21 protein-coding genes and 1 pseudogene are annotated in these 26,611 nt (G+C 72.9%); 9 read left to right on the forward strand and 13 right to left on the reverse strand.

Annotated features, from left to right (window positions below):
* Positions 1-76: 76 nt before the first annotated feature.
* The 4 genes and pseudogenes from AC3EUV_RS33895 to glpK form a co-directional block, all read left to right on the forward strand.
* A pseudogene (locus AC3EUV_RS33895) lies at positions 77-511 on the forward strand (Zn-ribbon domain-containing OB-fold protein); the annotation flags it as partial.
* Between the two features lie 237 nt (positions 512-748).
* Entirely contained in the window at positions 749-1,927 is a 1,179-nt protein-coding gene (locus AC3EUV_RS33900) for a lipid-transfer protein (protein WP_435604583.1), read from the forward strand.
* Between the two features lie 416 nt (positions 1,928-2,343).
* The gene (locus tag AC3EUV_RS33905) at positions 2,344-3,111 is read left to right on the forward strand and encodes an MIP/aquaporin family protein (protein ID WP_432146162.1); all 768 of its coding nucleotides are present in this window, start codon (positions 2,344-2,346) and stop codon (positions 3,109-3,111) included.
* A gap of 90 nt (positions 3,112-3,201) precedes the next feature.
* Positions 3,202-4,731 carry a glycerol kinase GlpK gene (glpK, locus tag AC3EUV_RS33910; protein WP_435604573.1) on the forward strand — a complete coding sequence of 510 codons (1,530 nt, stop codon included), beginning with the start codon at positions 3,202-3,204 and terminating at the stop codon, positions 4,729-4,731.
* 66 nt (positions 4,732-4,797) lie between these two features.
* Here glpK and AC3EUV_RS33915 read toward each other — a convergent pair whose 3' ends face one another.
* From AC3EUV_RS33915 to AC3EUV_RS33925, 3 genes are all read right to left on the reverse strand, one after another.
* Positions 4,798-5,409, reverse strand: coding sequence for a GTP-binding protein (locus tag AC3EUV_RS33915; protein ID WP_432146160.1), 612 nt, complete (start codon positions 5,407-5,409; stop codon positions 4,798-4,800).
* Between the two features lie 223 nt (positions 5,410-5,632).
* Positions 5,633-6,244, reverse strand: coding sequence for a TetR/AcrR family transcriptional regulator (locus tag AC3EUV_RS33920; protein ID WP_432146159.1), 612 nt, complete (start codon positions 6,242-6,244; stop codon positions 5,633-5,635).
* A 60-nt stretch (positions 6,245-6,304) separates the two neighbouring features.
* Positions 6,305-7,174 carry an alpha/beta fold hydrolase gene (locus AC3EUV_RS33925; RefSeq protein WP_432146158.1) on the reverse strand — a complete coding sequence of 290 codons (870 nt, stop codon included), beginning with the start codon at positions 7,172-7,174 and terminating at the stop codon, positions 6,305-6,307.
* 212 nt (positions 7,175-7,386) lie between these two features.
* Between AC3EUV_RS33925 and AC3EUV_RS33930 the strand changes: the two genes are divergently transcribed.
* Both AC3EUV_RS33930 and AC3EUV_RS33935 read left to right on the forward strand, forming a co-directional pair.
* Positions 7,387-8,214, forward strand: coding sequence for a PP2C family protein-serine/threonine phosphatase (locus AC3EUV_RS33930; protein WP_432146157.1), 828 nt, complete (start codon positions 7,387-7,389; stop codon positions 8,212-8,214).
* A 36-nt stretch (positions 8,215-8,250) separates the two neighbouring features.
* Complete coding sequence (locus AC3EUV_RS33935; RefSeq protein ID WP_432146156.1) at positions 8,251-9,252, forward strand: MASE1 domain-containing protein; 1,002 nt, start codon at positions 8,251-8,253, stop codon at positions 9,250-9,252.
* A 13-nt stretch (positions 9,253-9,265) separates the two neighbouring features.
* On the opposite strand, the gene AC3EUV_RS33940 is transcribed toward AC3EUV_RS33935, so the two are convergent.
* The 3 genes from AC3EUV_RS33940 to AC3EUV_RS33950 all read right to left on the reverse strand — a co-directional run bounded on the left by AC3EUV_RS33940 (position 9,266) and on the right by AC3EUV_RS33950 (position 13,056).
* Complete coding sequence (locus AC3EUV_RS33940) at positions 9,266-9,679, reverse strand: DUF742 domain-containing protein (protein ID WP_432146155.1); 414 nt, start codon at positions 9,677-9,679, stop codon at positions 9,266-9,268.
* A 96-nt stretch (positions 9,680-9,775) separates the two neighbouring features.
* A complete protein-coding gene (locus tag AC3EUV_RS33945) occupies positions 9,776-10,216 on the reverse strand; it encodes a roadblock/LC7 domain-containing protein (RefSeq protein ID WP_387246747.1) in 441 nt (146 codons plus the stop codon).
* Positions 10,213-13,056, reverse strand: a complete 2,844-nt coding sequence (locus AC3EUV_RS33950; RefSeq protein WP_435604574.1) for a nitrate- and nitrite sensing domain-containing protein — start codon at positions 13,054-13,056, stop codon at positions 10,213-10,215. The genes AC3EUV_RS33945 and AC3EUV_RS33950 overlap by 4 nt, the downstream gene beginning before the upstream one ends.
* A 374-nt stretch (positions 13,057-13,430) precedes the next feature.
* Here AC3EUV_RS33950 and AC3EUV_RS33955 point away from each other — a divergent pair, with 374 nt between their 5' ends.
* Entirely contained in the window at positions 13,431-13,814 is a 384-nt protein-coding gene (locus AC3EUV_RS33955) for a hypothetical protein (RefSeq protein ID WP_432146153.1), read from the forward strand.
* An 11-nt stretch (positions 13,815-13,825) separates the two neighbouring features.
* Here the strand turns inward: AC3EUV_RS33955 and AC3EUV_RS33960 are convergent, their stop codons facing one another.
* On the reverse strand, positions 13,826-14,155 hold the full coding sequence (locus tag AC3EUV_RS33960; RefSeq protein WP_387246752.1) for a bifunctional 3-phenylpropionate/cinnamic acid dioxygenase ferredoxin subunit: 330 nt from the start codon (positions 14,153-14,155) through the stop codon (positions 13,826-13,828).
* A 160-nt stretch (positions 14,156-14,315) separates the two neighbouring features.
* Between AC3EUV_RS33960 and AC3EUV_RS33965 the strand changes: the two genes are divergently transcribed.
* Together AC3EUV_RS33965 and AC3EUV_RS33970 are read left to right on the forward strand one after the other, a co-directional pair.
* The gene (locus AC3EUV_RS33965) at positions 14,316-15,122 is read left to right on the forward strand and encodes an IclR family transcriptional regulator (RefSeq protein WP_432146152.1); all 807 of its coding nucleotides are present in this window, start codon (positions 14,316-14,318) and stop codon (positions 15,120-15,122) included.
* Positions 15,123-15,350: 228 nt separating this feature from the next.
* Positions 15,351-16,436, forward strand: coding sequence for an S-(hydroxymethyl)mycothiol dehydrogenase (locus AC3EUV_RS33970; protein WP_432146151.1), 1,086 nt, complete (start codon positions 15,351-15,353; stop codon positions 16,434-16,436).
* A 24-nt stretch (positions 16,437-16,460) separates the two neighbouring features.
* Here AC3EUV_RS33970 and AC3EUV_RS33975 read toward each other — a convergent pair whose 3' ends face one another.
* The 6 genes from AC3EUV_RS33975 to AC3EUV_RS34000 all read right to left on the reverse strand — a co-directional run bounded on the left by AC3EUV_RS33975 (position 16,461) and on the right by AC3EUV_RS34000 (position 26,531).
* A complete protein-coding gene (locus AC3EUV_RS33975) occupies positions 16,461-21,155 on the reverse strand; it encodes a hypothetical protein (protein WP_435604575.1) in 4,695 nt (1,564 codons plus the stop codon).
* Between the two features lie 74 nt (positions 21,156-21,229).
* On the reverse strand, positions 21,230-22,276 hold the full coding sequence (locus AC3EUV_RS33980; protein WP_435604576.1) for a hypothetical protein: 1,047 nt from the start codon (positions 22,274-22,276) through the stop codon (positions 21,230-21,232).
* A 136-nt stretch (positions 22,277-22,412) separates the two neighbouring features.
* Complete coding sequence (locus tag AC3EUV_RS33985; RefSeq protein WP_432146148.1) at positions 22,413-23,936, reverse strand: hypothetical protein; 1,524 nt, start codon at positions 23,934-23,936, stop codon at positions 22,413-22,415.
* A 180-nt stretch (positions 23,937-24,116) separates the two neighbouring features.
* The gene (pcp, locus tag AC3EUV_RS33990; protein ID WP_435604577.1) at positions 24,117-24,761 is read right to left on the reverse strand and encodes a pyroglutamyl-peptidase I; all 645 of its coding nucleotides are present in this window, start codon (positions 24,759-24,761) and stop codon (positions 24,117-24,119) included.
* 94 nt (positions 24,762-24,855) lie between these two features.
* Positions 24,856-25,824 carry a DUF979 domain-containing protein gene (locus AC3EUV_RS33995; protein WP_435604578.1) on the reverse strand — a complete coding sequence of 323 codons (969 nt, stop codon included), beginning with the start codon at positions 25,822-25,824 and terminating at the stop codon, positions 24,856-24,858.
* Entirely contained in the window at positions 25,821-26,531 is a 711-nt protein-coding gene (locus tag AC3EUV_RS34000; RefSeq protein WP_435604579.1) for a DUF969 domain-containing protein, read from the reverse strand. Before AC3EUV_RS34000 ends, AC3EUV_RS33995 begins: the two co-directional genes overlap by 4 nt.
* Positions 26,532-26,611 lie beyond the last annotated feature (80 nt).

Raw genomic sequence — 26,611 nt, forward strand, 5'->3', positions numbered from 1 at the left:
GAGGGCCGGCGGCCGGTCCGCCATCCGGCTCGCCGTTGCCGGCCCGCAGCTCCCGGTCTGCGCTTGGGGAGGGTCCGTGACACGTACGCGGAAGCCGGCGGTGCCGGGGTGGTTCGATCAGGACGCGGCGGACTTCCGGCTGCTGGGTACGCGGTGCCGGGCCTGCGGCGCGGTGTTCTTCCCGCGCGAGGACGCCTTCTGCCGCAATCCCGCGTGCGGCGGCGACGAGCTGGTGGAGGTGCCGCTGTCCCGGCACGGCACCGTCTGGTCGTACACCGATGCCCGCTATCGGCCGCCCGCCCCCTACGTCTCCGACCCGGACGCCGTATGGGAGCCCTACCTGCTGGTCGCGGTAGAACTGGCGGAGGAGCGGATGGTGGTCCTGGGGCAGGCCGCGCCCGATGTCCGCGCCGCGGATCTCACCGTGGGCACGGAGGTCGAGCTGGTGCCGGGGGTGCTCCACGAGGACGAGGAACACACCTGGACGACTTGGCAGTGGGCGCTGGCGGGGGGCGGGCGTGGGGGTCGGGGTGGGGGCGGGGCGGTATCCGCGTCGCGAACGCCGGGTACGCCCGGGGCGGTCTCCGCTGCCCCGGAAGCGGTACCTGCGTCTCTACACCCGCCCACCCCCCGAAGGGGGGTGGGCGGCGGGGAAAAAACTAACGCCGTGGGTGGGCGGCGGGTACCTAGGCGGCCCCAAGTGCCCCCCGCCCCAGGGCCGGCGAGTGGAAGCAGTGCGAGTGGCGATGTGGCTGTGCTCGGCGTCGGGATGCACCCATGGGGCAAGTGGGGGCGCAGCTTCGTCGAGTACGGGACGAAGGCGGCCCGGGAAGCCCTCGCGGACGCCGGGCTCGACTGGCGCGCCGTGCAGAGCGTGGTCGGGGCTGACACGGTTCGCGGCGGCTACCCCGGGTATGTGGCCGGAGCGACCTTCGCCAGGGCGCTGGGCTGGCAGGGCGCCCAGGTGACCAGCGTCTATGCGGCCTGTGCGTCGGGCGCCCAGGCCATCGGTACCGCGCGGGCGCAGATCCTTTCGGGGATGGCGGACGTCGCCCTGGTGGTGGGCGCCGACGCCGCGCCCAAGGGGTTCTTCACCCCGGCGGGCGGTGAACGGCCCGACGACCCGGACTGGTTGCGGTTCCGGGTGCTGGGGGCCACCAACCCGGCGTACTTCGGGCTGTACGCGCGCCGTCGCATGGCGCAGTACGGCGACACGGCCGACGACTTCGCGCGGGTGAAGGTGAAGAACGCGGCGGCGGGTGCGGCCAATCCCTACGCCCGCTACCGCAAGGCGGTCACCGCGCAGGAGGTCGCGGCGTCCGCCGTGGTTGCCGATCCGCTGCGGCTGCTGGACATCTGCGCCACCTCGGACGGCGCCGCGGCACTCGTCCTCACCAGCATGGACTTCGCGCGCCGGCACGGCGCCACGGACCCGGTTCGGATCCGCGCGGTCTCCACTGCCACCCCGCACTATCCGCGGACCGTACTGGACCTGCCGGACATCGCCACCGACTCCGCGGCCGCCGTACCGGAGCCGGAGACCGGATTCCGGGCGTCGATCGCGCACACCGCCTACGAGGAGGCCGGGATCGGCCCCGAAGATCTCTCGCTGGCCGAGGTCTACGACCTCTCCACCGCGCTGGAGTTGGAGTGGTACGAGGATCTGGGGCTGTGCGGCGCCGGTGAGGGCGCCAAGCTGCTGCGGGACGGCGCGACGACGCTGGGCGGGCGGCTGCCGGTCAATACCAGCGGCGGTCTGGCCTCCTTCGGCGAGGCGGTGCCGGCCCAGGCCATCGCCCAGGTCTGCGAGCTGACCTGGCAGTTGCGGGGCCAGGCGGGCGCGCGGCAGGTGCCAGGCGCCCGGGTGGGGGTGACCGCCAATCAGGGGCTGTTCGGACACGGGTCGGCCGTGGTCGCGGTGCGGTGACCGCGATCGGGCAGTGCATACGGCCACGCGGTGAGCACGGTGCATACGGGCACGCGGTCAACACGGCCGCACGGCGCATACCGCCAAGAAGTGACCACGGCCGCACGGCGCATACCGTCACGCGCTGACCACAGCCCCACGGCACGCACCATCACGCGCTAACCACAGCCCCACGACACGCACCGCCACGCCGTGACCGCCCCCGCCCCAAGGCCCCACCCCACTCCCCTCAACATCCTCCCCCGCACGCGACCTTGACGCCCCCTCACCACCGGTGAACACTTCCGGATGCCAGTCGGCATCGCCGTACTCAGGCACCCCGGCCGGGTGGCAGCGGCTGTCCGCTGCCCGCCGGTGGCACGCACCCTGCACGGAGGACCGGGGGGACGTCCCCGGGCGAGGGACAAGGAGCCGCCATGTATTCCAATGGGGACATCGTCGTCGGTGAAGTGATAGGCACCGCGATACTCATACTCTTCGGCGCCGGCGTCTGCGCCGCCGTCACCCTGCACCATTCCAAGGCGAAGAACGCCGGCTGGGTCGTGATCGCCTTCGGCTGGGGCATGGCCGTACTGGCCGGCGCCTACACCGCGGCGCCGCTGTCCGGCGGGCATCTCAACCCCGCGGTGACGGTGGGCTCGGCGGTCGCGGGCGGTACCGAGTGGTCGAAGGTGCCGCTGTACGTCCTGGCGCAGATGGTCGGCGCGGTGATCGGCGCCGTACTGGCCTGGGCGCTGTATTACGCCCAGTTCGCCGCCAACGCCGAGCAGAGCAAGGCTCAGCCGACGCTGGGGATCTTCTCCACCGCCCCGGAGATCCGCAAGCCGGCCGCCAATCTGGTGACCGAGATCATCGCGACCGTCGGGCTGGTGCTGCCGCTGCTGTTCTTCGGCCAGAACAAGGGCATCGGCATCGGCCAGGTGCCGGGCGCGCAGGCCGGGATCTATGGCTCGGGGATCAATGTGCTGCTCGTCGCGCTGCTGGTCGTCGGCATCGGGCTGTCGCTGGGCGGGCCCACCGGCTATGCCATCAACCCCGCGCGTGACCTCGGCCCCCGTCTGGCGCACGCCCTGCTGCCGATTCCTAACAAGGGTTCCTCCGACTGGAGTTACTCCTGGATTCCGGTGGCCGGTCCGCTGATCGGCGCGGTGCTGTCCGGTCTGGTCTTCGACGCGGCGTTCTGACCCGGCCGGAGCGGCGCGGGGGCAGGGCCACCGGGCCCGCCCCGCGGCCGGCCCCGCACCCACTCACCAGACTTCAGGAGGCGTCACGGCATGACGGAGCACACCGAGAAGTACGTGGCCGCGATCGACCAGGGCACCACCTCCAGCCGCTGCATCATCTTCGACCACGGCGGGGCGATCGTCGCCGTCGACCAGCGCGAGCACCGGCAGATCTTCCCCAGGCCGGGGTGGGTGGAACATGACGCCACCGAGATCTGGTCGAAGGTGCAGGCGGTGGTGGCGGGCGCGCTCGCGAAGGCGGGGCTGCGCGCGGACCAGCTCAGTGCGCTGGGCATCACCAACCAGCGGGAGACCACGGTCCTGTGGGACCGGGCCACCGGCCGGCCGGTGCACCATGCGATCGTCTGGCAGGACACCCGTACGTCTCAGCTGTGCGCGGAACTGGGCGGCGCGGACGGCCAGGACCGCTTCCGGGAGGCCACCGGACTGCCGCTGGCCAGCTACTTCTCCGGGCCGAAGGCGGCCTGGCTGCTGGATGAGGTGCCGGGGCTGCGGGCCCGTGCCGAGCGCGGGGAGATCGCCTTCGGCACCATCGACTCCTGGCTGATCTGGAATCTGACCGGCGGCACCGACGGCGGGGTGCATGTCACGGATGTGACCAACGCGGGCCGCACGCTGCTGATGAACCTGTCCACGCTCCAGTGGGATCCGGCGATCCTGTCGGCGATGAACGTTCCGGCCGCGATCCTGCCGGAGATCAGGTCGTCGGCGGAGGTGTACGGCACGGCAGTGGGGCAGCTGCACGGGGTGCCGGTGGCGTCCGCGCTCGGCGACCAGCAGGCGGCCGTCTTCGGCCAGACCTGCTACGGCGTCGGCGAGGCCAAGAACACCTACGGCACCGGCTCGTTCCTGCTGCTGAACACCGGCAACCGTCCGGTCCCGTCCAAGAACGGGCTGCTGACGACCATGGGCTACCAGCTCGGCGGGGAGGCGCCGGTCTACTGCCTGGAGGGGTCCATCGCCATCACCGGCGCCCTGGTGCAGTGGTTCCGCGACCAGCTGGGCCTCATCGCCTCGGCCGACGAGATCGAGGCGCTGGCGGCGAGCGTCCCGGACAACGGCGGGGCGTATGTCGTGCCGGCCTTCTCCGGTCTGTTCGCGCCGTATTGGCGCTCCGACGCCCGTGGTGTCATCACGGGCCTGACCGGCTTTGTCACCAAGGCGCATCTGGCGCGCGCCGTCCTGGAGGCGACCAGCTGGCAGACCCGGGAAGTCGTGGACGCCATGTACCAGGACTCGGGTGTGCGGATTAGCCAGCTGAAGGTCGACGGCGGGATGACCGCCAACCAGTTGCTGATGCAGCATCAGGCGGATGTGCTGGGGGTGCCGGTGATCCGTCCGGTGATCTCGGAAACCACCTGTCTGGGGGCGGCGTACGCGGCCGGGCTGGCGACCGGTGTCTGGCAGGACCTGGACGAGCTGCGGAGCCACTGGCAGCGGGACACGGAGTGGACGCCGCGGATGGACGGGGCGGCCCGCGACCGGGAGTTCGCCAACTGGCGCAAGGCCGTGGAGCGGAGCTTCGGCTGGCTGGCCGAGGACGGCTCGGCGGGTTCGTAGCGCTGCGGGACCGAGACGTACGGCCGGTGCCCGGACGGCGGGTACCGGCCGTGCTTTCCCGGCCCGTCAGGGCAGCGCGGGCTCCCGCCGGCGGGCGCCGGTACGCATCGCATGCTCGACGACAGCGATCAGCACATCCCGCGCGGAGTCCTTGAGCCGGGCGTCGCACAGCATCACCGGCACCTGGGGGTCCAGGTCCAGGGCGTCCCGTACGGCCTGCGGCGGGTAGCGGTCGGCGCCGTCGAAGCAGTTGACGGCGACGGTGAAGGGCAGTCCGCGCCGCTCGAAGTAGTCGATCGCGGCGAAACTGTCCGCGAGCCGGCGGGTGTCGGCGAGCACCACCGCGCCGAGGGCGCCGCGCGCCAGCTCGTCCCACAGGAACCAGAAGCGGTCCTGGCCCGGGGTGCCGAAGAGATAGAGGACCAGTTCCTCGTTGACGGTGATCCGGCCGAAGTCCATCGCGACGGTGGTGGTGGTCTTGGCCTCCACCCCGTCGAGGTCGTCGACGGGCCGGCCCGCCTCGGTGAGCCGTTCCTCGGTACGCAGCGGTTTGATCTCACTGACGGCCCCGACCAGGGTGGTCTTACCGACCCCGAAGCCGCCCGCTACCAGGATCTTGAGCGTCACCGGTTCGACGGCGGCGGACCGTCGGCGGCGATCGGAACGCCCGAAGGCCATGGGATTCTTCTCCTGAATTGCCGTGTATACGGGTGGAGCTCACGCTTGATCCCGAGCCTCGGCGCACGGGGCAGCAGGCACAAAGGAACGGTACAACGTGCTCAGCACGGCGCCCACTTGAGATGTGTCACGCTTGGGAGACGCTGCGGGGCAGAGGTTCGCCAACCTGCCCAAATGGGCAGTGGGGCGGCGGTTGTGGGCGGGGCGCGGAGCCGCGCGCCGGTCAGCGCGGGGTGAGAACCCCCGGCCGGTCAAGCAGCCCCAGCACGCTCACGAGGCTGGATTCGATGAAGGTGCAGAGTTCGTCCTGGGCGCCGGGCTCGTCGGTGGGCCAGTTGATGACCGCTTCTTCGGCGAATGCCATCCAGGCGCGGGACGCCAGCGCGAGCCGCGGGGCGTCCGGCATCCCGAGCCGCCGCTGGCCGTCACGCACCCTGCGGGCAAGGGTTTCGCGGGTGGCGCCGACGATGTCGGTGACGGCGGGGTGGCTGCCGGCGGCGCCCCGTACGAGGGCGAGGTAGACCTGACGGTGTTCCAGGACGTAGGCCACGAAGCCGGCGATGAAGGACCGCATCCAGGCGACCGGCTCCAGTGAGCCATCCGGTTCCGTCGCGGCGGTGAAACGGTCGCAGGCGGTGCGGACCACCGCGCGGTAGAAGTCGCGCTTGGAGTCGAAGTAGTGGAAGAGCAGTCCGCGGGAGATCCCGGCCCGGCGGGCGACCTCGTCGGTGGACAGCTCGTCCAGGGAGCGGTCGGCGAGCATCTCCAGACCGATGCCGACCAGCTGCTCCCTGCGCTGGTCGGGTGTGAGGCGGGTGGTTCGCTTGCCGGACATGCCCGCAGTTTACGGCGGCGGCGGGCCGGGACGGCCGCGGTGTCCCGGCCCGTCACGGCGTCAGGCGTACTGTCCGAGGTGCGCCAGGATCGGCGGTGTGACGAGGCCGGGGGCCTCTTCGGGCAGCCAGTGGCTGGCGCCCTCCAGGGCTTCGAAGCGGTACGGGCCGTCCACCCACTCCCCCGTCGACTCGGCCGCGCCGCGGCCCAGGGCGACGTCCTCACTGCCCCACAGGAAGAGGGTGGGGACGGTGATCCGGCCGGCCGGTACCGAGATCACCGACTCGGGGGCGCGGTACCAGTTCAGCGTGGCGGTGAGCGCGCCCGGCGCGGCGAGGCGGCGGACGTTGTCGTCCACCAGGGCGGCGGGCACCTTGCCGCCGTACGCGGCGCGCAGCCGGGCGGCGTCGTCGGCGAGCAGGGCGGCCTCCGCGGCGCCCTCGCCGCTGCGGAAGAAGCGGACGTAGTCGAGCATGTGGTGCTGGGTGGGGTCCTCGGCGGCGGCGCGGTTGAGTGCGTCGGGGTGCGGAGTGGCCAGCACGGTCAGGGACTTCAGCCGCTCGGGGTGAGCGCCGGCCAGCGCCCAGGCGACCATGCCGCCCCAGTCGTGCGAGACCAGGTGGAAGCGGTCGGCGCCCTGCGCATCGGCGAACGCGAGGGCGTCGGCGACGAGTTCGGGCACCGCGTAGTCGGCGATCCGGGACGGGCGGGCGCGCGGGGAGTAGCCTCGCTGGTCGACGGCGACGGCGCGGTAGCCGGCCGCGCCCAGGGCGGGGAGTACGGCGCTCCAGGAGTCGGCGAATTCGGGCCAGCCGTGCAGCAGCAGCACGAACTCTCCGTCGGTGGGCCCGCAGGCCAGGGCGTCGTAGGTGTGCGGGCCGACCTGGATCTCCAGGTGGTCGAAGGGTGCCGGGGTCGCGTCCGGGGCCATGGCGGCGGATCTCCTTCTGTTGACAGCTGCTCAATAGGCACCGTACCGCGCCGTTGAGCGTTGCTCAACAAACTCTCACCCCGTGGCCGGGGCGGGCCGGGCGCCCCTCCCCCGGCCCGCGGCTCGACCGTCAAGACCCCACCCGTCGGCGGTAATCTGAACCCAGCAGCGTGTCGCCGTACCGGGGGACCGATCCGGAGCGGAAGTGCTGGATGGAGCAACGCCACACCACCCCGACCCCGCCGCCCGACGAGCTGCTGCGCCGCCTCGGCCACCTCACCGGCCAGGTGATGGCACGGATCAAGCTCCAGCAGGCACGGGTGGCGCTGGCCGTGGAACTCCAGCGGCACATGCTCCCGCCCGAGCTGCCGGGGCTGCCGGGCCTCCAGACCGCGGCCCGGTACGTACCGGCCCGGACGGGCCTGGACATCGGGGGCGACTGGTACGACGCCTTTGTGCTGTCGGACGGCTCGCTCGGCTTCGCCATCGGTGACGTCCAGGGCCATGACGTCGAGGCCGCCGCCTTCATGGGCATGGTCCGCACCGGCCTGCGCGCCATAGCGGCCGCCACCACCGACCCCGGCGACGTACTGAGCCGGGCCAACGACCTGCTGGTGTCGATGAGCTCCGATCTGCTGACGACCTGCACCTTTCTGCGCTTCGACCCGGTCGCCGCGGAGCTGGCCGCCGCCCGCGCCGGACATGTACCGGCGGTCTGGGGCACCGCCGAGGGCGCGCGGGTGCTCCAGGACCCGGGGGGCCTGCCACTGGGCCTCTTTCCCGACGCGGCGTACCCGGTCACCCGCCGCCGGCTGTCCCGGGCGGGAGCGTTCGTGCTGATCACCGACGGGGTGGTGGAAGGGCCGACCTACCCGATCGAGAAGGGGCTGGCGCGGGTGTCCGCCCTGGTCGGCGCGGCGTACGACGCGGACGCCGACGAGCTGGCCGGCGAGGTGATCGCGGTGGCCGATCTGACCGGGCACCGCGATGACGCCGCCGTGCTCGTCCTCCGCCACAGCGGCGGTCCCTACACCCCCTAGCGACGGTCCGGCGGCACGGCAACGAGTGGAGGTCCGGTGAGACACACGGAGTGGCTCGGGCGGCATGGCGCCACCGCCGCGTGGATCCTCGGTGTCGCCGCCGTCTACTACGGCAGCGCCGAGCTCGGGCTGCTCCAGGAGCTGGTCCGCGGGCAGGTCACCCCGCTGTGGCCGCCGACCGGTATCGCGCTGACCGCGCTGCTGCTGCTCGGGCCGCGCATCTGGCCGGGGATCGCGCTCGGCGCCTTCCTGGTCAATGTGTCGCTGGGCCCGTCGCCGGCCGTGGTGCTCGCGATCGTCGCGGGCAACACCCTCGGGCCGCTGCTCGCCCACCGGCTGCTCCGCCGTGCGGGGTTCCGCGTCGAGCTGGACCGGCTGCGGGACGCCGTCGCGCTGGTGTTCCTCGGCGCGCTGACCGGGATGCTGGTGAGCGCGATCATCGGCAGCGGCGCTCTGGTGCTCTCCGGGGCGCTGCCGGCGGGGGAATTCTGGCCGACGTGGGCGGTGTGGTGGACCGGCGACGCGATGGGCGTCCTGGTGATCACGCCGGTGCTGCTGCTCCTCGCCGCCGCCCGATGGCCGGGGTGGCAGCGGATCCGTCCGCTCCGGTGGCTGGAGGCGGCGCTGCTGGTGGCCTGCACCTGCACGGTCACCCTGCTGGCCGTGAGCAGTCCGGTGAATCTGCTCTATCTCGTCTCGCCGTGTCTGATCTGGGCCGCGTTCCGCTTCCAGCGGGCGGGCGCCGCCCCGTGTGCGCTGCTCGTCTCGACGATCGCGATCGTCGCGGCCGCCGAGGCATGGGGGCCGTTCGCCCACCACGACCTGCTCACGAACATGGCCACCCTCCAGGCCTTCAACGGGATCACCGCGCTGACCGCGCTGCTGCTCGCGGCGGTCGTCACCGAGCGGCGCAACACCCATGAGGAGATCCGCCGGGTCTGCGCCCAGCTGGCGGAGGCGCTCTCCCGGCTGGATCCGGGCGGTGCCGTCGAGCAGTGGCCACCGCCGCGGCACCGGAAGCCGGACGACGAGGGCTGAGCCGCCCGGCGGATCACAGCGCGCGCAGGCCCTCGATCACCTCGCGCAGCACCTTCTCGTCGGGCAGCTCGGCGGGCGGCACCGGCCTGCTGACGTGGACCAGCTCCGCGTCCAGCAGGTCACCGATCAGGACGCGTACGACGCCGACCGGCAGATCGAGTTCGGCCGCCAGCTCGGCCACCGACAGCGGCTCCTCCCGGCACAGCGCGACGATCTCGACATGCTCGGGCGAGAGCATCTGATCGTCGACGGCCTCCTCCGTGCGGCTCTCGGCGATCACCAGCGCGATCAGATCGAGGCGCCCTTCCGCCGCCGTACGGGTGCGCCCGCGCGTCATGGCGTACGGCCGGACGACCGGACCCGCGTCGTCGTCGAACCAGCGCGCCGCCTCCCGGTCCCGCGCCGCCCGGCCGTCCTGCTCACTCATGCCGCAACCTCGCCGCGCCCGGCCCCGCACCCGCGGGGCGCGCGTCTGCGCACGAGGAACCGGCTACCCGCGCTCGTGGCGTCACCCTCGTCGCTCTCAGGGAGTCAGGCCGGACCGGGGCGCGGTGCCCAGGTGCGTGCCCACGCGCTTGACCAGCAGCGTCATCTCGTAGGCGATCAGCCCGACATCGGAGTCCGCATCGGCCAGTACGGCCAGGCAGCTGCCGTCGCCGGCCGCGCTGACGAACAGGAACGCATCGTCCAGCTCGACCATGGTCTGCCGGACCTGGCCCGCGTCGAAGTGCCGGCCGACGCCCTTGGCCAGGCTGTGGAAGCCGGACGCGACCGCGGCCAGATGCTCGCCGTCCTCGCGGGTCAGGTCCTTGGAGGCGCCGGTGGCCAGCCCGTCGCTGGAGAGGATGAGTGCCTTGCGGATGGAGCCGACCCGCTCGACCAGTTCGTCCAGAAGCCAGTTCAGCTCGCCGGCTCCCTTCGCCGAGACCGGTGCGGTGGAAGCTGCTGCCTTCGGTGCGGTCATGGACCGTCCCCTCCCGATGTGGTTCCTGGTGGTGCTGTGCTGCCCGTGACGTCACCGTCGTGGTCAAAGGTGTCACGGGCGTCCGGGCCTGTGCGGTCCGGGCCTGTGGTGTCCGCGGCCGGGGCCTCGCCCCGCGGTGGCGTGCCGGGCTCGCGCGGGTCCTCGCCGTTGTCGCGCCGGCCACGCTGCCAGCCACGCTGGAGCGAGGCCATCCGGGCGCGTACCGCCTCGGCGTCCCGGTCGTCCGCGGCCGGGGCGGTGGCGCGCGCCTCGGCCGGCTCGGCGGCGTCGGCCTTGAGCTGGGGCGCGAGGCTGGCCTGCCGCACCCGGCGGGGCAGGCCGGTGGACGTGGTCGGCGCGGGCGTGTCCGGTCCCTCGGCGCGCTGCGGGGTCCCGGGCGCCGGGTCCTGGGGCGCGCCGGACGACGACGGCCGGTCCGCGGCACGCCCGGATCCCTCGGGGCCGGGGCGTTCGGAGCCCTCCGGGGCGGGGCGTTCGGTGTCCCGCTTGCGCTGGGCGTCGCGGTCGTCGACCGTGCGGCCGTGGTCGGAGACCAGCACCGGCGGGCGGCGGCGGCGCGGCAGCGGGGCCGGTCCGCCGGGCGCCTGATCCCGGGTCTGCTGGTGCTGCTCGCCCTCCGGAGCGGGCGGCAGGGGGGCGATGGCGCGCGCCGCCGGGGACGGTCCGGCCGGTGCGGCGGGGCCCTTCGTGTCGCGGCCGCGTTCCCGCTTCCGGAAGAGGCCGTCGTTCTCGTCGGGGCCCGGCTCGTCCGGGCCGAGCGGTGCCTCCAGTTCGACCGGCCCGTCGATGACGGCCGGGTCCCGCTCGCGCTCGGGCCGCGGCACCGGCAGCTGCGCCAGCGCGGCCAACTTGCCCGCCGCGTGCTCCAGTTCGTTGCCGACGGGGCCGCCGGTGGCCGGCTCCTCGTCCTCCCGGCCGCCGTCGGCGGTCTCGGTGAGCAGCGTCCCGGGGAGGAAGACCACGGCGGTGGTGCCGCCGTACGGCGAGGGCTGGAGGGAGACCCGGACGTTCTGCCGCTGGGCGAGCCGGCTGACCACGAACAGCCCGAGCCGGTCGGTGTCGGACAGCTCGAACTCGGGGGTCTCGGCGAGCCGGAGATTGGCCTCCAGCAGCAGATCGGGCGCCATGCCCAGACCGCGGTCGTGGATCTCCAGGGTGTAGCCGTTGGCGACCCGCTCGCCCAGCACCTGGACGGCGGTGTGCGGCGGGGAGAAGACCGTAGCGTTCTCCAGGAGTTCGGCGATCAGGTGCGTGAGGTCGGACACCGCGGGGCCGTCCACCGCGAGCCGCGGCAGCCGGCGCACCTCGATCCGCTCGTAGTCCTCCACCTCGGCGACCGCCGCGCGCACCACGTCCATCAGCTGGATCGGTTTGCGCCACTGCCGGGAGGGGGCCGCGCCGGAGAGGATGACCAGGCCCTCTGCATGCCGCCGCATGCGGGTGGTCAGATGGTCGATCCGGAAGAGGTCGGCGAGCTCGTCGGTGTCCTCGGTGCGCCGCTCCATGGCGTCCAGGAGGGTCAGCTGGCGGTGCAGCAGGACCTGGCTGCGGCGGGCGAGGTTGACGAACACCTCGGAGACCCCGCGGCGCATCTCGGACTGCTTGACCGCGGCCTCGATCGCGGCCCGCTGAAGGGTGTTGAGCGCCTGGCCGACCTGGCCGGTCTCGTCCTGGCCGAAGACGAGCCGGGGTGCCTCGGTCTCCACATCGATCTTTTCGCCGGCCGCCAGCCGCCGCATGACGCTCGGCAGCCGGACGCCGGAGACATCATGGGCGGCCTTGCGCAGCCGGATGAGGTCGCGCACGTGGCGGCGGCCGATCCGGAACGAGACGATGATCGAGACCAGCACCGCGACAAAGCCGAGGACACCGGCGATAGCGGCCTTGAGCAGGATGTTGGTGGCGACCGGGGCGACCCGCTCCTGGTAGCGGTCGCCGGCGGCCTTGCCCATCCGCTGGAGATCGCCGAGGACCTTCTTCGCCGCGGTGTTCCAGCGCTCGGCGTTGACCGTTTCCGGTCCGCCCCGGTCGCCGGCGGCGATCACCCGGTCCTCGTAGGACGTCAGCTCGCGGGCCGGTGCGGAGCGCCAGTAGTCCTCATAGAGGCCGCGGTCCTTCGCGGGCAGCATGGAGAGGCTGGTTTCGTAGAGGACCCGGCGCTCGGCGACCCGGTCGGACAGCGCCCGCAGATCGCGCTTGCTCATGCTGCCGGAGGCGAGCACCGCGGACATCAGCGCGTCCTCGCGGGCGACGGCCTCCCGGGCGCGGGTGACGATGACCAGCGCCCGGCCCTGCTTGTCCATCTCCACGTTCTCCAGGGCGTGGAGCGCGGCGAGGAAGTCATAGCTGGGGTCGACGAGGGAGTTGTAGCCCTCCAGGGCCTCGTCGCGGGAGACGGTGTTGTCCTCGACCTGAGCGCGCAGCGAGCCGAGTCCGGACAGGCCCTTGAGGATGCCGCGCATCCGGTTGCCGGTGTCGCCGGTGAGGTCCTCGCGGATGTCGCGGGTGCCGGCGTCGGTACGGAGCCGGGTGACGGCCTCGTCGGTGGCCCGGGACCGTGCCCGCAGCTCGCCGAGCGCGTTGGCGCCGCGCCGGTCGGCGAGGTACAGCAGGCTCTGCCGGCGCTCCCGTTGCAGCGCCTGGACGACGCCCTCGACCGGATATCCCAGCTTCTGTACGACGTTGCCGACGTCCAGCAGCTGGTCGGCCTCCCGCCCGGTGAGGTAGGTCATGAACGCCCACATGGACGTCAGGGACACCAACGGTACGAGCAGCAACGCCACGATCTTCCGGCGGACCGACTTCCCGCGAAAGCGCATGGCCTCCCCTACGTCAACCCCGGCGCACGGGGGTGGTGTTCCGTCAACAAACGGCGCGAGCCTACTACCCTCGGGGGACCGAGCCGAAGGCCTCTTCGGAGGTCGGGGCGGGTGCGGGGGAGAAATCGTCATGAGTTGTCCGGTGATTCCCGGACAACCCGCCCGTGTTTCCGGGACCGGCGGATGTCATCGGTGTCCGGCCGAAAGCCGGTCGGTTGGCCGGTTTTTGCTCTACCCCCCGGGGAACCCTGTGCGCGCCCGGTACGTGACCATGGGAAAGGACGGAGTGCGGCACAGGGGCGTGTACCGGTGAAATCCGGGCAGCCACCAAGGAGCCGGACACGCGGGGAGAGTGCGGGGAGAGTGACGCGGTCATGGACACCGGCAGACAGCCCTTGTGGCAGGAGGAACCGGCGGCCCGGCCCCGGATGGCGGAGCCGGTACGCACCGCCGCCGTGCGCGCCGTCATCATCGTGGCGCTCACGCTGATCCAGGCCATGGTGGCGTTCCTGAGCACCCTGGCGGGCTCCTGGCTCGCGTTTCCCGCGGTGCTCAGCACGGTCGCCAGCACCGTGGTCGCCACCTGGGGCGTGCTGGATGTCTGGGTCACCCGCCAGGTGTGGGTGCAGCGCAACGGGGTGCGGTCGCAGCCGAGCAGTACGGCCCGGGAGCTGCGCCGTGAGCGGCGCCGGGCCCGGCGGCAGCAGCGCCGGGAGTCCCGGAAGGCTTCGTCGGGGGTCGACCGCGCGGCCGCCTGACCGACGGGTTTTTACGCCACCGCCTCTTCCCGCACGGCGGGCCGCACATGAATGATGCCGTCCAGGACGTCGACCTGGTGCGTGCGCACCGGCCGGCGGGCGGGCAGACAGGCCGGGGCTCCGGTGCGCAGGTCGAACAGGGCCGCATGCAGCGGGCATTCGACGAAGCAGCCCTCGACCCAGCCTTCGGAGAGCGAGGCGTCCTGGTGGCTACAGGTGTCGTCGACGGCGTAGTAGCCACCCTCGGCATGGAAGACGGCAATGGCCGGTGTGGCGTCGTCGATCTCGATCCGGACGGACTCACCCTCGGGCAGGTCCTCGATACGGCAGACGGGAATCATCTGGCCCCCCTCTCGCTGATCGGTATCATGTGTTCTGAATAACGCATCGCAAAGCGCGATGCGCAACAGAATCCAAGCCGGGGAGCGGGCCGTCAAGTGCTTCCCGGCAGATGCCTTCAGACGTGCCCCGCGGGGCCACCGGGTGGTGACACAAAGACCCATGCCGAACACTTCCGATACGGCAGACGACCGGTCCGAGGAACGGCGCGGCGGGGCGGGATCCGTCCAGTCCGTGGACCGCGCGGTGAGCGTGCTGGAGATCCTGGCGAAGCTGGGCGAGGCCGGGGTGACCGAGATCAGCGAGGAGTTGGGCGTCCACAAATCAACCGCGTTCCGGATCCTCGGGGTGCTGGAGAACCGCGGCCTGGTGGAGCAGGAGCGGGAGCGCGGGAAGTACTACCTGGGCGCCGGGGTGCTGCGGCTGGCGGGCGCCGCGGCGATCCGGCTGGACATCTCCCAGGAGGGCCAGCCGGTGTGCCGGGCGCTCGCCGAGGACACCGGGGAGACCGCCAACATCGCGGTACTGGACGGCGATGCCGCGGTCAACATCATGCAGGCCAGGGGCTCCGCGGCGGTCACCGCGTACAACTGGCTGGGCCGCCGGACCCCGCTGCACGCCACCGCCAGCGGCAAGGTCCTGCTGGCGTGTCTGCCGGCCCCGCGCCGGGAGACCCTGGTGACCCGCAAGCTGCCGCGGTTCACCGAGCACACCCTGACCACGGCGGCCGGTCTGCGCGAGCAGCTGACCGCAGCGCTGGAGGACGGATTCGCCTGCACCAGCGAGGAGTTGGAGATCGGCCTGAACGCGGTGGCGGCGCCGGTGCGGGCCCACGACGGCGCGGTGATCGGCGCGATCGGCCTCTCCGGACCGGCGTACCGGATGGAGCGTCAGCTGCTGCCGGAGCTCGCGGAGCGGGCCGCGAAGGCGGCCGCCGACCTCTCCCGCCGGATGGGGTACCCGGGTTGAGCGGGTAGCGGAAAATCCCCCTTGACGTATCCCTGGCGGACTTCCAGCATGTCTCCTATAGCGCAACCAAGCGCGCTATAGGCAACACGGCGACGGAGGCGGACCGTTCTCCACCACCGTCCCCGTTCTCCGCACAGCGCACCACTCCAACCCCTCACCGGCATCCGTGCCACCCCACGCGTGCTACCCGCCCTGCCGCCGCCGCAGGCGCTGCTTTAGGAGTGAGACATGCCGCACGAAGCCCGCGCCGTCGTCGCCCTCAAGAAGGGCGCCCCCGTCGAGGTGCTGCCGATCCTCGTGCCCGATCCCGGCCCGGGCGAGGTGCTCGTGACCGTCCAGGCCAGCGGGGTGTGCCACACCGATCTGCACTATCGCGACGGCGCGATCGGCGACGACTTCCCCTATCTGCTCGGCCACGAGGCGGCCGGCGTCATCGAGGCCGTCGGCCCCGGTGTCACCGAACTCGCGCCCGGCGACTACGTGGTGCTCGCCTGGCGGGCGCCCTGCGGGCAGTGCCGCGCCTGCCGCCGCGCCCGTCCCTGGTACTGCTTCGCCTCCCGTAATGCCGACCGGCCCATGACCCTTTTGGACGGCACGGAGCTGACGGCGGCGCTGGGCATCGGCGCCTTCGCCGAGAAGACGCTGGTCGCCGCGGGCCAGGCGGTGAAGGTCGATCCCTCGGCGCGCCCCGAGGCCGCGGGGCTGATCGGCTGCGGAGTGATGGCCGGGTACGGGGCGGCGGTGCACACCGGCGGCGTGGGCAGCGGGGACACGGTCGCCGTCATCGGCTGCGGCGGCGTCGGCAACGCCGCCATCGCGGGCGCCTCCCGGGCCGGGGCGCGGCGGGTCATCGCCGTGGACCTCGACGACGGCAAGCTGGACGCCGCCGAGCGGTTCGGCGCCACCGACACCGTCAACTCCCGTGGTACGGACCCGGTCGAGGCGGTCCGGGCGCTCACCGGCGGGCACGGCGCCGATGTGGTGATCGACGCGGTGGGCCGCCCCGAGACCTACCGGCAGGCGTTCTACATGCGCGACCTGGCCGGCACACTGGTCCAGGTCGGCGTGCCCGAGCCGGACATGCGGATCGAGCTGCCGCTCATCGATCTCTTCTCGCGCGGCGGCGCACTGAAGTCGTCCTGGTACGGCGACTGTCTGCCCAGCCGCGACTTCCCGGTACTGATCGATCTGTTCCTGAGCGGCAAGCTCGATCTGGAACGGTTCATCAGCGAGACCATCGGCCTCGACGACATCGAACCGGCCTTCGCCAAGATGCAGCGCGGGGAGGTCCTGCGGTCGGTGGTGGTGGTCTGACCGCAGGACCTCCCGCGCCGCCGGTCACCCGCCGGCCGGGTCCGCCGGCTCCTCGGGGGACGGCTTCTCAGGGGCCGGTTCCTCCGGGCGGCGGTACATCCGCGTCGCCGTGATCTGCCCGTGCACCGCCTCGCCGGACGGGTCCGGCTGCGGCAGGCCCGGCCGCAGATGCTCCTCGACACTGATGTACTTCAGCCCGGCCCGCAGATCCGCGTCATTACGCAGCCGGATGACCAGCGGGAACTCCGCGAGCGCGGTGGTGTCGAACAGGCCGGTGGTGTACAGCAGCTGGACGCCCAGCGCATCGGCGACGGCGCGCTGGAGCTCCAGCAGATAGGTCGCGTTGGCGCGGCCGATGGGGTTGTCCAGGAACAGCGTGCCGGCGTGCCGCTGCTTGTCGCGGCCCCGGTCGTTGCTGCGCAGCGCCGCCATCGTGCAATACAGCGCGATGGCGGCGGTCAGCAGCTGGCCGCCGGAGAAGACATCGCCCATCTGCCCGACCGGCACCCGCTCGGCGCGCAGCACCGCATCCGGCTTGAGGATCTCCACGGCCACCCCGCGCGGCTGGAGCGCCGCACTGACCCCGCGCAGCAGCAGGGACATCCCGTCCCGCCGCAGATCGCTGTTCTTCTTCACGGCCGCGCGGGTCGCCTCGTCGATCACCTCGCCGAGCCGCTCGGTGAGCGTGGCCTGGTCGGGGTCCTCGAAGCGGATCCGCAGGAACTCCTGCCCGGACCACTCCCCCAGCCCCTCGGGCAGCCGCGACAGCCGCTGGGCGGAGCGCAGCGTCGTCAGCGACGACTCGACCAGTCCGCGCAGCCGGTCGACGATGGAGTCGCGGTTGCGCTCCAGCTGCTCCAGCTCGTCGGTGAGCACCCGCAGCCGGGGCGCGAACGCCTCCGCCCACTTGGCGGCGTGATCCGGGAGGGCCGAGGCGGGCAGTTCGCGGATCTGCTGCCGGGCGGGGGTGCGGACCTGTTCGTAGCGGGTGGAGTTGGCGTGCCGTACGAGGATGTCGCTCGCCTCGCGCACCGCGGACTCGGCGGTGGACAGATCGGCGGCGCAGCCGCGCAGCGAGCGGCGGGACTCGGCGGCGGCCTGCCGGGCGTCCGCCAGCTGTCCGGCGTACGCCTCGATCTGCCCGTCCGCCGGATCCTCGGCGTCCTGGTGGTCACGGAGCAGATCGCGCAGCAGAGCGGCGGTCTCGTCGAAGCCGCCCGCCGCGTCCTCGGCGGCGCGGTGGCCGCGCAGCAGCTCCTCGTGCCGGTCCCGGGCGGCCGTCAACGCCTCGCCGGCGGTGGCCAGTTCGCCCGCCGCGGTGCGCAGCAGCTCCTTGGCGCGGTCGGCGTCCGCGGGCACCAGCTCCTCGGGCAGCTCGGTGTGCGCCTCGCCGTCCGTGGGGGCGAGCCGCTCGGCCTCACCGCGCAGCCGGCCGAGCTGCTCACTGGCGGCCGAGGCGCGGGTCTCCAGCATGTGCACCAGCGACTCGGCGCGGGCCGCGGCGGCCTGCCGGGACGGGCCGTCGGCGGCGTCCGGGCTCTCCAGGAGCGCCTCGGCGCGGGTGCGGACCTTGTTGGTGAGGCGGTTCAGCTCGGCCAGCGCGGCGCTCTCGTCGCCCTCGGCACGGGCCTGTTCGGCGCGCAGATCGGCACCGACGCCGACCTTCTCGTAGAGCTGGGAGGCGGCGCGGTAGGCCTCGCGCAGGGCGGGCAGCGAGGTGTTGGCCCCCTCGGGGGCCTCCCCCAGGTCGTCCGGTACACCCGCGATCTCGGCCCGCTCGGCGCGCAGCGCGCGGGCGGTACGACGGGCGTCGTCGGCGGCGCGCTGAGCGGCCCGGCGGTCCTCGTCGGCGGCCCGCGCCCGGTCCACGCACTCCTCGGCGCGGGCCTCGAACTCGGCCGCCTCATCGGCGAGTTCCCGCATCCGGGACTGCCAGGAGGCACGCTCGCGCAGCCGGTGGGCGAGCCCGGCCAGCAGATCGGCGGCGCGCCGGGCACGCTGCGCGGCCTCCTGGCGCTCATCGCGCACCCGGGTGGCCTCGGCCGCGGCCTCATCGGTCTCGGCGCGCGCCGCACGAGCCTCGGCCAGCTCCGCGGCGGCCTCCTCGGCGGCCGTCCGGGTTTCCTGCGCGGCGGCGGCCAGTTCAGCGAGGCGGCCGGCCGGGCAGCCCGTACGCCACGAGCCGAGCCGGGCGGCCAGCGCACGGTCCCCGGCGAGCCGGGCGGCCAGCGCCCGGATCTCCTCGTCGCGCTCTATGGCGCGCGCCCGCAGCGCCTGGCGCTCCTCGTCGGCGGCGGATTCGTCGTGCATCGCCGGGTTCGGCGGGACGAGGAAGACGCCGGTGTCCCGCTCGTCGGGCGCGGGGGTGGGCGCGAGCAGCGCGGCGGCGGTGCCGACCGCGACGGCCGAGCGGGGCAGCAGCGCGGCCTGGGCGAGCACCTCGCGGGCCCGCACATGGGTCTCCGGGTCCGTGATGATCACGCCGTCGACCAGCTCGGGGCGGGCGGCCAGCACCCGGGTGTGGTCGGCGGGGTCGACGGACTGGGCGAGATAGCGCCAGCCCGGCAGCGCGGGCACGCCGTGCTCGCCGAGATACTCCACGGCGGCCAGCACATCGGGCCCCGGCGGCAGCAGACCGCCGTCGCCCAGCGCGCCGAGGATCCGCGCATCGTCGGCGGCGGCCGTCCGCAGGTCGAACAGCTGCCGTTCGGCGCCGGCGACGCCCTCCTCCAGCAGCTCGCGCAGCTCGTCGGCGTTGCGGTCCAGCTCCTCGGCGGTCAGCGGGCCCGCGGTGGGACGGCGCACGGCGCCCGGATCCGAACCGGACGCTGCCGTACGGGGACCGGGCACGGACTTGGCCTCGGACTGCGGGAGGCCGAGGAGGTCGGCGAGCCGCTGCTCGGCGCCGATGGACTCGGCGGCCCGGCGCTCGGCCTCGTAGGCGCGCTCGGCGGCCTCGGCGGCGTCCTCGGCGCGGGCCGCCGCCAGCTCCGCGGCGGAGTGCCGGGCGGTGGCCGACCGGGCCCGGTCGGTGGCCTGCCGGGCGGTTTCACGGGCCGAGTCCCAGGACTCGACGGCGGTCTTCTCGGCGTCCGAGGCGGCGAGCGCGGCGCGTGCCGGGTCGGCGTCGGGGGCGCTGTCGTCCAGCCAGCCGGCCCGCACCGCCTCGGCGGTCTCCTCGGCGACCTCGGCGAGCCGCTGCTTGAGATGCTCGGCCTCACTGCGGGCGCGCTGGGCGTGGGTGGCGGCGCTGGTGGCGTCGCGGTGCGCCGATTCACCGGCCTCCTGGAGGGTGGCGGAGTGCTCCTCTTCCTCGTTGGCGATCCGCTCACCGGCCTCGGCCGCCGTGTGCAGGGCGCGGACCAGATCGGCGGCGGCGGTGGCGCGGGCGGCGAGCGCGGGCGCGGCGTCCCGCTCGGCCTCGCGGATGGCGGCGGCGACCCGCGCGGAGCGGTCCGCGGCGGCGCGGTGCCGCAGCGCGGTCTCGGCGGCCTGCCAGGCGCTGTGCAGCGTACGGGCATCGTTGAGCTCCCGGCGCTGGGCGGCGGCGCCCTTCTCCGCGGCGGCCAGCGCCAGCGAGGCGTGCCGGTAGGCGAGTTCGGCGGAGACCAGGGAGCGGCGCTCGCGGACCCGCTCGGCGTCGGTCACGCGGTGCGCAGCGGCGGCGACCTGCTCGGCCAGCTCGGCGGCCCGGCCGCGCTCCTCGGTGCCCCGGGCGTGCAGCCGCTGGGCGAGACCGCGGGTGCGGCGCTCGGCCCCGGCGTGCACCTCACGGGCGCGTTCACGCTGCTCGGCGGCGTCGGCGATACGCGAGAGCAGATCGAGGGAGCCGGCTGTGAAGTCGCGTTCGGCGGTGAGTTCGGCGCGCCGGCCGAGCTTGTGGGCGAAGCCGTGCACCAGATCGGCGAGGCCGTCGGTGTCGCGGGTGTCCGTGACGGCGCGCAGCAGCAGGTCGGTGAAGTCCGAGTCGTTCTTGACCGCGAACAGGCCGGCCGCCTCACCCTCGTCGGCGTTCATCTCCCGCTGATAGCGGAAGAGCTCCGGGTCCAGGCCCAGCTCGCCGAGGTGCTCGTTCCAGCGCTCGTGGATCTCTTCCCAGACGACGTCCAGATTGGGGTAGTTCTTCCCGGCCTCGGTGAGGATGTCACGGAAGCCCTTCATCGTACGGCGGCGGCCCTGGGCGCCGGAGCTGCCCTCGCCGCTCTCCTGGCGGGGGCGGACGACGGTGGCCTCGGCGACGGGGAGGGAGTCCAGGCTCATGCCGGGGCCGGGCCGGAAGCTGTACCAGGCCTCGGCGAACTTCCGGGGGTCGTTGGAGACCTGCCGGCCGCGCCACTCGCTGACCTTGCCGACGACCACGCTCTCGCCGGTGAGGACGTGCTGCCACTCCAGGGCGACATGGCCGCAGTCGTCGGCGAGCAGGAACTTGCGCAGCACGCCGGAGCTGGCGCCGCCGAGGGTGTTGCGGTGGCCGGGCAGCATCACCGAGAAGATCAGCTTGAGCAGGACGGACTTACCGCCGCCGTTCTCCAGGAAGAGCACACCCGCGGGCGCCGGCCGGCGCGGCGGGCCGACCGGTTCGTCCTCGAAGAAGTCCGCCTGGGCCGGGGCCGGTTGGGGTACGGGCGCACCGACTCCGCGCAGGTCCATGACGGTGTTGGCATAGCGCGCACCGGCGGGCCCGATGGAGTAGAGGCGGACCCGGGACAGCTCGTACATGGCGGACTCTCGTTGTCGTGTCGGGAAGGGGTGGCGGCGGGCGGCCACCGGGTGGTCGGCGGTCGAGGGGCCCGTCAGCCCGAGTGGAAGGGAAGTCCGGCGTCCGCGACCAGGGCGAGGTCGTCGGTGTCCTCGCCCGGCAGCAGGGCGGCGCTGCCGTCGGTGACGGGGACGATGCCCAGCTCCAGGAGTTCGGCCATGGCGGCGCTGCCGGCCATGTCGCGGACCTGGAGCTGATAGCGGGCGGTGGTGCGGTAGGCGCCGCCGGCGTCGTCACCGGTGCGCTGGAGGAAGCCGGAGTCGACGAGGAAGGTGACGGCCTTGGCGATGATGCCGGTGGTCGAGCCGGCGAGCCGGCGGGCGTCCTTGGTGGCGCCGGTCGCGCTGCGCCGGGCGTAGATCCGCCAGGCGGACTCCAGGCCGGGGGCGTCGGTGGCCGGGTCGGTGTTCTCGCCCTCCTGCTCGGCGCGCTCCTCCAGCCGGCGGCAGGCCTGCCGGACGAAGGCATCGACGCCGTTGACCGTGATCCGGCCGATGTAGCCGTCGTCGGCGAGGTCCTCGGGACGCGGGAAGGCCAGCGCGGCGACGGCCAGATGGGCCAGACCGTGCAGGAAGCGGTCGGCGGAGTCGGCGGAGGCGCGGCGGGCGTAGTCGCCCATCCGTACGGCGAAGACGGAGTCCTCGTCGGCGGTGACGGCCATCCCGGCGCGGGTGGACACCTCCAGCACGACCAGGCCGAGGCCGGTGGCGACGGCGTCGGCGAGCCGGGCGAAGGCGGGGTCGTCCCGATAGCGGCGCAGGAGTTCGCTGTATTCGGCGTCGCGGGCGGGCAGCAGCTTCGGCTGGAGGCCGAAGGAGACCAGCCGGGCGGCGTCGGCGGCATCGGCGGGGGTGAGGGGGTGGGAACTCTGCTGCTCCTGGCGGTCCCCCCGTTCGAGCGAAAGCGGGAACGGGAACGGAGCCGAGGGCTTGGATGGGGGTCCCCCCTGCTCGAGCGAAGCCGAGAGCTTGGGGGAGGTTCCCGCCGCGCCCGTATCGGCGTCGGCGGTGGGCGCACCCCAGCCCGGCTCACCGGCCCCGGACGCCGGGTCCGGCTGCGGCGTCTCGTCGTACTGGGTCACGGGACAAGCTCCTTGCGAGGGACGGTCGGGGACATCTCGGGCCGGTGCGACGGCGGACGGCCACCCGGCGCGCCACGGCCCCGCCGGACCGGCCATACCCCGCCGTTCGCCGACCGCTCGTCCTGGGCGCGGGGCATCAGGCCACCTCCGAGCGGTCCGCGGCCATTCCGGCGGAGTCCAGCAGCGCCGTGCCGACGATGAGGTCGGCGCCGCCGAACTCGGGGTCTATCAGCTCCGTGCCGTCGTCGACGGCGAACAGCAGCTGCTGTTCGCCCTGGCGGTAGGCCGTGCCGACGGGCGGGCTGGCGGCGTGTACGGCCAGCAGGGCGACGAGGTAGGGGAGTTCGGGGTCGCCGCGGCGCGCCTCGGCGAGCAGGCCGGAGAGCCTGCGGGGCGCGTCGGCGGGCAGGTCCAGCAGCGCCATCGCGGCGTCGAGCTGGGCCTCACTGAAGCGGCTGTCGTCAGGGGTGGCCACCAGGTCGGGCTCGGGCATCTCGGCGCCGAGGTGCTCACGCTCCATGGGCGGGGTGAGCAGCATCTCGACGAGGTCCCCTATGCGCGCGGCCGTCGGGGTGCGCAGTCCGGTGCCCTTGGCGAAGAAGGCGTCGGTGACACGGATGGCCTGCTCGGCGGGGAGCGGCAGCAGGGGGGCGACCAACTGGCCGTAGAGGTCGAGTCCGGCGCGGGCGGCGGGGGTGGCAAAGGCCTGCCGGTCCTGTTCGGCGCGGAACAGCGGCCCGGCCTCCAGCAGCCGGGACTGGAGCTGGGTGTGGCGGCGGATGCAGTCCTTGACGATGTCGACGAGCTCGGCGGCGCGCCGCTTGTGCTCGGGCTCCTCGGTCTCGTCCCGGGCCTTGCGGATGTTCGTCAGGATGGCGTTCTCGTGGCGGTAGCGGTCCGCGACGTGGTCCAGCGCCTCGGTGATCATGTCGGGGACGGTCTCCAGCCAGTCCACGGCGCGGACGTTGCGGCGGGTGGCGTCCAGGGTCCTGCGGAGCGTCTCCGCATACTGCACGGTGCGGTAGCGGGCCTGTTCGGCGGCGAGCTGGGCGTCGGCCAGCCGGCCGCGGTTGATCAGCACCTCCAGCTTGACCTCGGCGGCGATCTGGGCGCTGGTGACGTCCGTGTCGAGCGCGCCGACCAGGACGTTGACCGCTTCGTCGGTCGCCCGGAGGTAGACGCTGCCACCGCCGCCGGGCACCTCTTCGATGAGCTTGAAGTCGTAGTCGCGGCGGACGTACTCACCCTCGGTGTTGAAGGTGCCGTAGACGGCGCGGAAGCCGCGGTCCACGCTGCCGACGTTGATCAGATTCTCCAGCACCCAGCGGGCGACCCGCTCATGCTCACCCGCGGGACGGCGCGGGGCCTGGGCGGCGATCCGGGGGAGCACCTTCGCCACTATTTCCTCGTGGTCGGCGCCGGTGTCGAAGTCCATGTTGAGGGTGACGAGGTCGATGACGGCCAGCGCCACCTCCGCCATGGCGTAGACGCCGTACTCGCCCGCGAGGTTGGCCTTGCGCACATCGAGATCGTGCAGCGGCGCGGTGCATGCCAGGGCACGCAGCCGACGGGCCAGGCCCTCGTCGGCGGCCGGGCCCGGCGCAGGCCGGTGAGGGCCGTTGAGCTGGGGCGCAGCAGCCCCCGGGGCGGAAAAAGTCACGTCGCACAGAGTAGGCGCTCGCACTGACAACGGACGAAACGGCGCGGATCCGTTCATGGGTGGAACCGCAGGTGGATCCGTTGACGGACCGCTCTCGGGCCGCTCACGGACCGACGCGACAGTCTACGGCGTGGTCCGCGAGGACCGGCCGCCAGGTCCCGTTGGCGCCGGGTGCCGGTCTCAGTGGGTGGCCCCGCCGGCGACGCGGATGTCGGTGCGGGTGCGCGCGGCGGTACGGGCGATCTCGTGCAGGGCCCGGGTGACGGCCTCGGACGGGAGGGACGGCTGGGAACGGTCGACGACCTGCTCCGGTGTGTAGGGGACGTGCACGAATCCGCCGCGTACACCGGGCAGTTCGGTGGCGATGAGGTGGGCGAGACCGTAGAAGACGTGGTTGCAGACGAAGGTGCCCGCGGTGTTGGAGACGGAGGCGGGCAGCCCGGCGGCGCGGACGGCCGCCACACAGGCCTTGATCGGCAGGGTGGAGAAGTACGCGGCGGGGCCGCCGGGCACGATCGCCTCGTCGATCGGTTCGGCACCCGAGGCATCGGGGATCCGGGCGTCGTCGACGTTGACGGCGAGGCGTTCGACGGTGATGTCGGGACGGCCGCCCGCCTGGCCGACGCTCACCACTATCTCGGGCCGGGCCTCCTCGATCGCGGCCCGCAGCACCGCGATCGAGGCTCCGTAGACGCAGGGCAATTCGATGGCGGAGACCTCGATGCCAACAGGTGGTTCGGCCGCGGCGGCACGGACGGCCTGCCAGGAGGGATTGAGGGATTCGCCCCCGAAGGGGGCAAATCCGGTCAGCAGTACCCGGGTCATACGGTCATCCTCGGTGCGACGGGTGGAGCGGGGACGGAGCGGACCAGGCCCCCGGGGTACCGCCCGGCGGAGCGGCGGTACCCCGGGGACCTGCTCAGAAGGCGAACAGCGCCATGATCACGATGTTGCAGCCGAGCAGTACCCCCGCGGTGGGCAGCTGCGCCTTGATGGGCCCGTACTGGTCCTTCAGTTCCAGCAGCGCCGCCGGGACGATGTTGAAGTTGGCGGCCATGGGGGTCACGAGGGTGCCGCAGAATCCGGCGAGCATGCCGATGGCCAGTACGGCGGGGGCGTTGCCGTCGAAGTGCTCGACCAGCACGGGCCAGCCGACGGCCGCGGTCATCACGGGGAACGCGGCGAAGGCGTTGCCCATGATCATGGTGAAGGCGAACATGCCCACGCAGTAGACGACGACCGCGATGTAGAGCGAGTCCTTGGGCAGGACGGAGCTGGTGAGCTTGCCGACCTGGTCGCCGACGCCGGAGACCTGGAAGATGGCGCCCAGTGTGGCCAGCATCTGCGGCAGCAGCATGGCCCAGCCCATGGCCTCCAGCATGGAACGGCCGGACTGCACGGGCACCGAGATCCGCTTCTCGCGGAGGATGATCATGCCGACGACGAGGGCGACGACGGCGCCGATACCGAGGCCCAGAATGGTCTCGCTGCCCTCTTCGAGGACCGGCTCGCCCCCGAAGGACAGGTGCTTGACGCCGATGGCGCAGGCCATGGCGACAACCGGGATGGTGAGCGCCGGGATGAACAGCCGGTTGCCGAGCTTGGCGGCGCTCGCGACGCGCTGCTCGGTGGAGGTGGTGCGCGGGGTGCCGCGTCCGGTGAAGCCGAAGCCGGCCAGACAGGCCATGGCCAGCACCGCGGCACCCAGGGGCTCGGCGGGTGCCTGCTTGGTGACGACCCAGCTGCTGTAGATGAAGCCGGCGCCGATCAGGCCCCAGAAGGCGCCGGTGCCGAAGCGCTTGGGGTTGCTGCGGTCGGCGACCATCTGGGCGGCCATCACCAGGAAGCTGAGGCCCACCAGCCAGTAGAACCACTCTGCCTTGATCACTTGGTGGCCTCCACTACGGCGGTGTCCTGGACATGGGCGGTGAGCAGTTCGCGTTCCAACTGGCGGTCCAGGCGCAGCAGTCGCCAGCCGTGGACCACAAAGGCGCACACCGCGGTCGGGATCGCCCACAGGGCGAGCTGAAGCGGTTCGAGGTGGGTGCCGTAGGTGGTGTTGACGAAGCCGGTGATCAGCAGGATCGAGCCGACGGCGAGGAAGACGTCCTCCCCGAAGAAGAGGCCGACGTTGTCCGCGCTGGCGGAGAACGACCGGACCTTCTCCCGTGTCCGGTCCGGGAGTTGGCCGTACTTGCGCTCGGCCGCACCCTCGGCCATCGGGACGGCGAGCGGGCGGACGGTCTGGGCGTGGCCGAAGACGTTGGTCAGCCCGACCGCCGCACCGATCTGCCGCAGACCGAGGTAGAGCGCGAGGAAGCGGCCCGTGGTGAGCTTGGCGAACCGCGCGATGAGGTTGCGGGCCTGCTCCTGGAGGCCGTAGCGCTCCAGGAGGCCGATGACCGGGAGGGTGATCGCGAAGATCGTCACCGCCCGGCTGCCGGCGAAGCCGTTGCCGAACGCGGCGAGCACCTTGCCCGGTGACAGCCCTCCGAGGAGGCCGGTCGCGATGCCGGCCACCCCTACGACCAGCAGGGGATTGCGCTTCGTGGCGAAGCCGATCACGACCACGAGCACGCCGAGGAGCACGATCATGGGTCCGCCTTCCGCGTACGGGGACCCGAAAGGGCCCGTGAAGGAGATGAACAGATTGCAGCGGAGGCTAGGCGATTGTT

It is taken from the genome of Streptomyces sp. bgisy130 (genome assembly GCF_057708345.1).

Excerpts from the sequence above, each read along its gene's own strand:
- AC3EUV_RS33905 (WP_432146162.1), top strand. The coding sequence starts at position 2,344 with ATGTATTCCAATGGGGACATCGTCGTCGGTGAAGTGATAGGCACCGCG.
- glpK (WP_435604573.1), top strand. The coding sequence starts at position 3,202 with ATGACGGAGCACACCGAGAAGTACGTGGCCGCGATCGACCAGGGCACC.
- AC3EUV_RS33915 (WP_432146160.1), bottom strand. The coding sequence starts at position 5,409 with ATGGCCTTCGGGCGTTCCGATCGCCGCCGACGGTCCGCCGCCGTCGAA.
- AC3EUV_RS33920 (WP_432146159.1), bottom strand. The coding sequence starts at position 6,244 with ATGTCCGGCAAGCGAACCACCCGCCTCACACCCGACCAGCGCAGGGAG.
- AC3EUV_RS33925 (WP_432146158.1), bottom strand. The coding sequence starts at position 7,174 with ATGGCCCCGGACGCGACCCCGGCACCCTTCGACCACCTGGAGATCCAG.
- AC3EUV_RS33930 (WP_432146157.1), top strand. The coding sequence starts at position 7,387 with ATGGAGCAACGCCACACCACCCCGACCCCGCCGCCCGACGAGCTGCTG.
- AC3EUV_RS33940 (WP_432146155.1), bottom strand. The coding sequence starts at position 9,679 with ATGAGTGAGCAGGACGGCCGGGCGGCGCGGGACCGGGAGGCGGCGCGC.
- AC3EUV_RS33945 (WP_387246747.1), bottom strand. The coding sequence starts at position 10,216 with ATGACCGCACCGAAGGCAGCAGCTTCCACCGCACCGGTCTCGGCGAAG.
- AC3EUV_RS33950 (WP_435604574.1), bottom strand. The coding sequence starts at position 13,056 with ATGCGCTTTCGCGGGAAGTCGGTCCGCCGGAAGATCGTGGCGTTGCTG.
- AC3EUV_RS33955 (WP_432146153.1), top strand. The coding sequence starts at position 13,431 with ATGGACACCGGCAGACAGCCCTTGTGGCAGGAGGAACCGGCGGCCCGG.
- AC3EUV_RS33960 (WP_387246752.1), bottom strand. The coding sequence starts at position 14,155 with ATGATTCCCGTCTGCCGTATCGAGGACCTGCCCGAGGGTGAGTCCGTC.
- AC3EUV_RS33965 (WP_432146152.1), top strand. The coding sequence starts at position 14,316 with ATGCCGAACACTTCCGATACGGCAGACGACCGGTCCGAGGAACGGCGC.
- AC3EUV_RS33970 (WP_432146151.1), top strand. The coding sequence starts at position 15,351 with ATGCCGCACGAAGCCCGCGCCGTCGTCGCCCTCAAGAAGGGCGCCCCC.
- AC3EUV_RS33975 (WP_435604575.1), bottom strand. The coding sequence starts at position 21,155 with ATGTACGAGCTGTCCCGGGTCCGCCTCTACTCCATCGGGCCCGCCGGT.
- pcp (WP_435604577.1), bottom strand. The coding sequence starts at position 24,761 with ATGACCCGGGTACTGCTGACCGGATTTGCCCCCTTCGGGGGCGAATCC.
- AC3EUV_RS34000 (WP_435604579.1), bottom strand. The coding sequence starts at position 26,531 with ATGATCGTGCTCCTCGGCGTGCTCGTGGTCGTGATCGGCTTCGCCACG.